Source organism: Chitinophaga sp. (assembly GCF_035538455.1).
In the GTDB taxonomy this organism is placed as follows: domain Bacteria; phylum Bacteroidota; class Bacteroidia; order Chitinophagales; family Chitinophagaceae; genus Chitinophaga.
Map to the genome: position 1 here is coordinate 1 of NZ_DATLKJ010000014.1, position 7,114 is coordinate 7,114.

The 7,114-nt window shown below is 49.6% G+C and carries 6 protein-coding genes; 3 read left to right on the plus strand and 3 right to left on the minus strand.

Going from position 1 to position 7,114, the window contains the following annotated elements; genetic code table 11:
* On the plus strand, positions 1-663 hold a 663-nt coding region (locus VM802_RS01155), incomplete at its 5' end, for a glycosyltransferase (RefSeq protein WP_325527091.1).
* A gap of 2 nt (positions 664-665) precedes the next feature.
* On the opposite strand, the gene VM802_RS01160 is transcribed toward VM802_RS01155, so the two are convergent.
* Genes VM802_RS01160 through VM802_RS01170 form a run of 3 tightly spaced genes read right to left on the minus strand, consistent with a single transcriptional unit; the run spans position 666 to position 4,874 of the window.
* The gene (locus VM802_RS01160) at positions 666-2,135 is read right to left on the minus strand and encodes a glycoside hydrolase family 130 protein (RefSeq protein WP_325527093.1); all 1,470 of its coding nucleotides are present in this window, start codon (positions 2,133-2,135) and stop codon (positions 666-668) included.
* A gap of 12 nt (positions 2,136-2,147) precedes the next feature.
* Positions 2,148-3,419 (minus strand): glucose-1-phosphate adenylyltransferase, encoded by a 1,272-nt coding sequence (locus VM802_RS01165; RefSeq protein ID WP_325527095.1) that lies wholly within the window; start codon positions 3,417-3,419, stop codon positions 2,148-2,150.
* A gap of 39 nt (positions 3,420-3,458) precedes the next feature.
* Positions 3,459-4,874 (minus strand): glycogen synthase, encoded by a 1,416-nt coding sequence (locus VM802_RS01170; protein ID WP_325527097.1) that lies wholly within the window; start codon positions 4,872-4,874, stop codon positions 3,459-3,461.
* Between the two features lie 167 nt (positions 4,875-5,041).
* On the opposite strand from VM802_RS01170, the gene VM802_RS01175 reads away from it, so the two are divergent.
* Together VM802_RS01175 and VM802_RS01180 are read left to right on the plus strand one after the other, a co-directional pair.
* Positions 5,042-5,935 (plus strand): DUF72 domain-containing protein, encoded by an 894-nt coding sequence (locus VM802_RS01175; RefSeq protein WP_325527099.1) that lies wholly within the window; start codon positions 5,042-5,044, stop codon positions 5,933-5,935.
* 82 nt (positions 5,936-6,017) lie between these two features.
* Positions 6,018-7,114 (plus strand): FAD-binding oxidoreductase (locus VM802_RS01180; RefSeq protein WP_325527101.1); only part of this gene is annotated, 1,097 nt, incomplete at its 3' end.

Genomic DNA, 7,114 nt, shown 5'->3' on the forward strand with positions numbered 1-7,114 from the left:
CACGGATTCTCGTCAGAAAAGATCATCCCGGTATATAAGCGGTATAACGACATCGGCCACTACGTCGCTATCAGTAACGCAGACCGGCATCCCGACCTGCACTACAAAGCTACTATCTACAATGGCGTGAAGACTACAGACTTCGCATTTGAGCCGGCGCCACAGGATTATCTGTTGTACTACGGGCGTATCCATCCGCACAAGGGCACATATGAAGCCATACAGATAGCGTTGCATACACGCCGCCGGCTACTGATAGCAGGCATCATACAGGATCATGCCTATTTCAATGAAAAGGTAAAACCCTACATTGATGAAGAACAGATAAGATACATAGGCCCGGTGGGCGATGCCTCACGCAGCGCATTACTCGGCAAAGCCAGCGCATTACTGCATCCTGTCAGTTTCAATGAGCCATTTGGATTAAGTGTGGCGGAGGCCATGTTGTGCGGCACACCGGTTATTGCTTTCAACAGGGGCGCTATGCCGGAGCTGATCGACAATGGCAAAACAGGCTTCCTCGTAAATGACGTGGCGGCGGCTATCGCTATCGTGGAAGAACTTTCACTGATAGACCGTTATGCCTGTCACCTGCACGCACGCAAGCATTTCAGTGAAGATAAAATGGTGGAGTCCTATATTGATTTATATAAAACGATCTGATCTCAGATACCATCTGAGCGGATCTGGGTGAGCAGTCTTTCCAGGTTAACGCTGGCGAAGCCGGATGCATAATCCGACAGGCCATACGGGATAATTAACTCATCGTTGTGAATAATGGAGCCACAGGAATAGAGTACATTGGGCACATATCCCTCCCGTTCGTCTTTGTTAGGCATCAGCAACGGTTCTTTCAGGCGGCCTATTTCCACACTGGGATCTTCCAGGTCGAGCAGGCTGGCGCCGATACAGTAAGTACGCATAGGCCCCACGCCGTGCGTGATGATGAGCCAGCCGCGTTCTGTTTCTATCGGCGACCCGCAGTTGCCCACCTGTACAAACTCCCACGGATATTTAGGTTCCTGCAATATTTGCGGGTTTTCCCAGATGTTGATCTTATCGGAATACATAACGTAGGAGTTGACACCGTCAATACGCGAAATCATCGCATACTTCCCTTTGATCTTGCGCGGAAACAGCGCCAGGTTTTTGTTCTGCGCACCTTCGCCGTAGAGCGGCATGATCTTGAAGGAATAAAAATCCTTTGTCTGCAAAAGCTTCGGCTGAATGGTCACGCCATCAAAAGCGGTATAGGTGGCATAATAGGTAACCTTGCCATCCTCCCCGGCATATTTCACAAAACGCGCATCTTCTATACCTCTGCTTTCCACATCGGAATAAGGGAATATTATGCGGTCCGACAGATCTGTATCCAGCGAAAAGTTCAGCTCATAGTAGGAATCAGCGAGCCACAACAGCCTTTCCAGCGCCTTTTTCAGGAGGTGGTCTACCTGGTAGCGTTGCTGCAGTTCGCGGATCACTTTCTTAAGATCCATGTATTCAAATTCACCGGGGAGGTTGTTCTGCACTTCCTGCATCACCGAATCGGGGAGTTTGATGGAAACAGCGTTCTGAAAAAAGGTTTGTTTATGATAGATGGAATTACGGATAATCTCCGCTTCATCCACGTAGTTACCTGGCGCTTCCAGACTGATCTGGTTGTGCCGGTCGATGATACCGCTACGAAAAGCAATAGAAGAGATATGCCCTTCGCCCACGGCGCGAAAACTGAGTATCACCCGCTTTTCGCCTTCTTCAAGCCCACTCTGGTCTACATCTTCGAAGATAGATGGATTGAAGAAGGCGGCGGATTCTATGGAGTATTCATTCGTGAAGTAAGAGCCGGTAAGCAGTTTTCTTTTCAGCGACACGTCATCATAGTTGAGCTGTACAGAGGCAAACAGGTGCCTGACCCTGTCGGCATGCCTTTCAAAAACGCGGGTGATGTTGCGGTGACGCCGGGAAAACTCTCTGAGTATAGGCGTTACGGTTATCTCCACTTCTTCATCGCTCATGGCGGACACACGCTGTATGATAGATTTGGCTCTGGTTTCTCCGTTGAAGAAGAAACGGGCCACCACCCTTTTAAGGTCAGGATAGACCTTGGCAGGCTTACGCTCTATGGACAATCGCATGATAGAGTTGTTTTAGATACTGAAACCGTCTGGTAATATCACCCCTTTCTTTACAACAACAATACCGTCTTTTATTGTATATTTTTCAAAATCCCCGTCGGGAAGATGAGAACCTCCGTTTATATGTACGCCGTTACCGATACTGCAGTTCTTGTCAATAATCGCGTTCGCGATAATGCAGTCTTCTCCTATTCCCATCGGCGGGCGTCCTTCTGCTTTCGCTTTCTCCAGTTCATCCAGCGTCTGGTAATAGTCGCTGCCCATTATATAAGCCCCCCTGATCTCTGTGCCTCTGCCAATGCGGGTGCGTATACCCACTACACAGCGTTCAAGATGCTTCGCCATTATTATACAACCATCTGCGATCATTGTTTTCTCCAGCGTACCTGAAATTTTCGCCGGCGGCAGCATACGCGCACGGGAGTAGATGGTCTGGGATTCATCAAAAAGATTGAACAGTGGAATATCGTCAGTAAGGCCAATGTTCGCTTCAAAGTAGGAACCGATATTCCCGATGTCTGTCCAATAGCCTTCATACTGGTAACTGAACACTTTACTTTTGGCAGTAATGGCATCAGGGATCACCTGTTTCCCAAAATCGGTGGCTTCGGGTTTGGCGTTGAGTATTTCAAACAGTACGTCGCGGCTGAAGATATAGATGCCCATGCTGGCCAGGTAGATGCGGCCTTCCTGTTTCATTTCCTCACTTACTTCTGAGGCCCAGGGCGGCAGTACATCCTGTGAAGGCTTCTCAGTGAAGGAGGTGATAGCGCCATTTTCATCTGTTTTTAGTATCCCGAAGTCAGATGCATCCCTGGCACTCACAGGTATGGTGGCAATGGATATTTCCGCACCGGTGTCAATATGATGCTGGATCATTTTGCGGAAATCCATCTGGTAAAGCTGATCACCGGAAAGGATCAGCACATATTTAAATTCGAAGTTCTCCATATGGTGCAGACATTGCCGCACAGCATCCGCGGTGCCCTGGTACCAGGTAGGATTGTCCGGCGTCTGCTCTGCCGCCAGTATATCCACGAAGCCTTTGTCGAAGTTGCTGAAGTGGTAGGTGTTTTTGATGTGCTTGTTTAGTGACGCGGAATTAAACTGGGTTAATACGAAGATTCTGTTTAGTTCTGCGTTCAGGCAATTGGAGATTGGAATGTCAACCAATCTGTATTTCCCGGCCAAAGGTACTGCGGGTTTGGAGCGGCGGCGTGTGAGCGGGTACAGGCGTGTGCCGGCGCCGCCTCCAAGAATGATGGAGATAACATCGTTAGTCATACAACGGGATTTAATTAGAAATAAATTTTGAACCGACTGCTATTTCAAGCTTTTGTAAACCTCCAGGTAGCGTAATGCCGAACTGCTCCAGGAGTGGTCTATACGCATACCTCTTAAACGGACCTCATGCAGGTGCGTGGTATCATGATACAATTCTATCGCTCTTTTTACAGAATAGCAGACGTCCCATACGCCTGCCTGATTAAAACGGATGCCAACTCCGTTCTGATCTCCAAAATCGATGACAGTATCTTTTAATCCACCGGTACTGCGCACCATAGGCACGGTTCCGTAGCGGAGAGCGTATAACTGGTTAAGCCCGCAGGGTTCAACGCGGGAGGGCATTAGCAGGAAATCACTGCCTGCATAAATGAGATGTGAAAGGGCTTCGTTATAGCCAATGTGCAGGTTAAATCCATAGCTCCCTGCATTTCTTGTTTGTTGTAGTGCCCATTCCACATGTGGTTCCCCACTACCCAGTACGAGGAAATTTACCTCACCCGGCAGTTCATGCAGGGAACGCGCGATAATATCCGGCAGCAGGTCAGCGCCTTTATCGCCCACCAGCCGTCCAATGAAAGAAACGAGCGGCAGCGTGCTGTCCAGTCCGAAGCGTTCGCACAGTTGTGCCTTATTTTGTTGTTTGCCGTTGTCGACAGTATCAATATCATAATTCGCAGACAGCATAGTATCGGTGTCCGGGTTCCAGACCTCCGTATCAATGCCGTTGAGGATGCCCACTGTTTTGGCCCGTTCCTGACTGATGAGGCTTTCGAGACCATTAGCGTTGCTGTAGAGTTCTTCCAGATAACCCGGAGAAACGGTGGTCACACGCCATGCACATTTAATGGCGGCGGCCAGCGGGTTAATAGCTCCGTTCCAGTCGAGCTGCCCGGATTTCCAAAGATCAAATGAGGGAATCAGGTAGAGTTTGTCCCATCCGAACTGGCCCTGGTACTGGGCGTTATGGATGGTCAGTACAGAAGGGATATCTTTCAGCCTGGCGTATTTATACCCGTAGTTGATCAGAAAGGGTACCAGGCCTGTATGATGGTCATGGCAGTGGATCACATCGGGCTGATGCGCCCATTCATTGATCCAGTCCAGCACAGCAATCTGAAAAGCAAGAAAACGTTCTGTATCATTGGCATAACCATAAACGGCAGGTGTGTCCAGCAATCCGGGAATATCGATCAGGTATAGGTCGAAGCCCAGTTCGTTGTGACGTTCCTTTAAAACATTGAAATGATACCAGTCATGGCCCAGCCACATACCGGCCTGGTGCACCACATCAAATTCGTGGGTATCGTAGTATTTGTTCCTGTATGCAGGCACCACTACCTTAGCGATGCTGCCCAGCTGCTGCTGGTATTTGGGCAAGGCTCCAACAACATCTCCCAGTCCCCCTACCTTTGCTACCGGATAACACTCTGCGCTGATATGCAATATCTCCATGCTGTTAGCTTTTAGGATTTAGCCTTTTTGTGTAATGCGAATATAAGTAGTTTTTGATAGCTTTCACCTACAAAGAGTATATCCGAAAACGTTAACTTTGAAAGTGTTAAAGGCTACCAGCTACTAGCTTTTAGCCATTCGGTTGTCATGATTTAAAACCCGGCATTATGGATTTCGGACGTGTTACTCCTGCCGAGCTGGAGGATATTGACTTCAAACTCCCCGCAGAACCTCAGTTCAACAAGAAAGTATTGAAAGGCAAGCCTGTGAAGAAACCGCTGGCCTATATGGGATGCGCCAAATGGGGCCGCAAGGAATGGCTTGGCAAGATCTATCCCAAAGGCACTAAGGAAGCGAACTTTCTGCAAGAATATGTGAAGCATTATAACAGCATCGAACTGAATGCTACTCATTACCAGATCTATGGCCCAGCCACCATTACCAAATGGGACGTGCATGCCGCCGGGATGGATTTTAAATTCTGCCCGAAAGTACCGCAGGCCATCAGCCATTTCAGTAACCTGGTGAGCGCAGGTCCGCAAACCACAGCCTTCCTGGAAGGCGTGCTGGCCTTCGGCAACCACCTAGGTCCCATCTTCCTGCAACTCAGTGACAAATACGGGCCGGCTAAACGAGAAGCCCTATACGAGTATCTCGCCTCTTTGCCTACCGACCTGCAGTTTTTCCTGGAAGTACGCCACAAGCAATGGTTTGAAGACGAAGCCGCCCGTACAGACCTGTTCGAGCACCTGCGTCAGCTTAATGTGGGCGCCATTATCACAGATGCCGCCGGCAGAAGGGATTGTCTCCACATGCATCTTACCGTCCCCAAAATATTCATCCGCTTCGTCGGCAACAGCCTGCACCCTACCGACTATACCCGCATCGACGACTGGGCCAATCGTATCAAATACTGGCTGGATAAAGGCTTAAAGGAGGTCTACTTTTTCATGCACATGCATGATGAAGCCACATCACCGGAATTGTCGCTATACCTGGCGGAAAAGCTGGAAAGCGTATGCGGACTACATGTAAAAAAACCGCAGTTTGTAAAGGAATAATATTTTTTTTGACAGATACATTACAGGGGATGAAAAAGCCGGACCGAAATATTAATTTCGCCTTCTCAAAACCGGTACTACAATGATGCGCGATAAGCTAGAGCAATTGGCCCAGGAACTGGAAGGCACGCTTTACACAGATGATACCATGCGGACGCTCTATGCCACCGATGCGTCGGCATATCGTGAAATGCCGCTGGCAGTGGCTATCCCGAAAAATACAAATGACCTGAAGAAACTCATCAGCTTTGCCCGCAGTAACAAAACATCGCTCATCCCCCGTACTGCCGGCACCTCGCTGGCCGGACAGGTAGTAGGCAACGGCATCATTACAGACGTATCCCGCACTTTCACCAACATACTGGAACTGAACAAGGAAGAAGGCTGGGTACGTGTACAGCCCGGCGTTATCCGCGACGAGCTGAATATGTTCCTGAAACCGCACGGCTTCTACTTTGGGCCGGAAACATCTACCGCCAACCGCGCCATGATTGGCGGCATGGTAGGCAACAACTCCTGCGGCTCCAACAGCGTCGTATACGGCAGCACCCGCGAACACCTGCTGGAAGTGAAAGCCCTCCTCAGCAACGGAGAAGAAGTAACCTTCGGCAGCCTGGATACAGATACCTTCCATCGCAAATGCGAAGGCCCCGACACCCTGGAAACAAACATCTACAAACAGATACGTACCATCCTCGGCAACTACAGCAACCAGGAAGAGATACGCCGCGAGTTCCCTAAAAAGAGCATCCCGCGCCGCAACACCGGTTATGCGGTAGACATGCTGCTGGAAACAGCACCCTTCACCGCCGGCAGCGAAGACTTCAACTTCTGCAAGCTGATAGCCGGTTCAGAAGGAACCCTCGCATTTCTCACAGAGATCAGGCTACACGTAGATCCGCTCCCTCCGAAAGAAACAGGATTGCTTTGCATCCACTTCAATACGATAGATGAATCACTGCGCGCCAATGTACTGGCGATGAATTACAAACCCAGCGCCAGTGAACTGATAGATCATTTCATCCTGGAATGTACCAAAGACAATATAGAACAACGTAAGAACCGCTTCTTCGTACAGGGCGATCCCGGCGCCATCCTCGTGGTGGAGTTCTGCCGCGATACCCGTGAAGAAATCACAGAGATTGCCGGACGCCTGGAAGCAACGCTGCGTGCAGCCGG